Source organism: Xanthomonas campestris pv. asclepiadis, from assembly GCF_020784175.1.
Lineage (GTDB): Bacteria > Pseudomonadota > Gammaproteobacteria > Xanthomonadales > Xanthomonadaceae > Xanthomonas > Xanthomonas campestris_D.
Genome location: NZ_JAJGQM010000101.1, coordinates 1 through 1,200 on the forward strand (window position 1 = coordinate 1; position 1,200 = coordinate 1,200).

Sequence of the window (1,200 nt, forward strand, 5' to 3'; positions counted from 1 at the left end):
TGTCGACTCCCCCTAATTCAATGCCAGCCAAAACTAGAGGTCTGCGGTTGATGTTGATCACGGAACTCGGCGGGCGTTAGCCCGCCCAGGCTGTCGTGCGGGATCTGTTGGTTGTAGTCGGCCAGCCAGTGTTCGGTCTGTTCGCGAACCTCGCTCAGCGTGCGGAAAATGTGCATGTCCAGCACGCCGCGCCGGTAGCTGCCGTTGAAGCGTTCGATAAAACCGTTTTGCGTTGGACGCCCCGGCTCGATGAAGTCCAAGGCGATGCCCTTGCGCTCGGCCCACTCGGCCAAGGCCAATGCGACAAACTCCGGGCCATTGTCCAAGCGAAGTTTGCCGGGGTAGCCGCGCCAGGCCGCGATGCGTTCCAAGGTGCGGATGACGCGGGCGGCCGGAAGATTCAAGTCCACTTCGATCGCCAAGGCTTCCCGACTGAAATCGTCGATGACATTGAACGTGCGGAAGCGTCGACCATCCCACAACGCATCGGACATGAAGTCGATCGACCATCCGGCATTGGGGTGTGCTCCGCAGGCCAACGGTTGTGGATGACGCGTCGGGACCCGGCGCCTGCTGCGACGACGTTGATTGAGCTTCATCAGGCAGTACACGCGCCACACCCTTTTGTGATTCCACACATGTCCGCGACGGCGGATGATCTGAAAGAGCTTTCCAAAACCACGCTCGGGAAAGCGCTCGGCCAATTCGGACAACAGCGCAATGACCTCCTCATCCCGATCAGGACGGCGCCGATAGCGCGCTGTCGAGCGAGCCACGCCAATGACCGCACAGGCCCGGCGCTCGCTCCAGCCATGCTGCTCGACGAGCCAGGCAAGAAGCGGGCGTTTGTGCGCCGGGTCTACAGCTTTTTTGCGATGACATCCTTGAGTGCATGGTTTTCCATCGCGAGCTCGGCGTACATGCGTTTGAGCTTGCTGTGCTCGGTCTCCAGGTCGCGAAGGCGCTGCACATCAGCGGCCTCCATGCCACCGTACTTGGACTTCCAGACGTAGTACGTCGCGTCGGAAATACCCAGCTCACGGCACACATCCTTGACCTGGCGGCCACCCTCAACCTGCTTCAGCGTGGCGACAATCTGGCTCTCGGTGAACTTGCTCTTGCGCATCGTTGGTCTCCTTGGTGGCTAGTGTGCCCGGGGACCTCTAACTATGGATGGACCAATTTTACGGGGAGTCGACA

General features: G+C 60.3%; 1 protein-coding gene. It reads right to left on the reverse strand.

Features of this window, described 5'->3' with window-relative positions; genetic code table 11:
• Window positions 1-17: 17 nt before the first annotated feature.
• A protein-coding gene (locus tag LL972_RS21560; protein ID WP_228329326.1) for an IS3 family transposase occupies window positions 18-1,126 on the reverse strand; the annotation gives its coding sequence in 2 pieces (ribosomal slippage) (window positions 18-865 and window positions 865-1,126; 1,110 coding nt in all).
• Window positions 1,127-1,200: the final 74 nt, after the last annotated feature.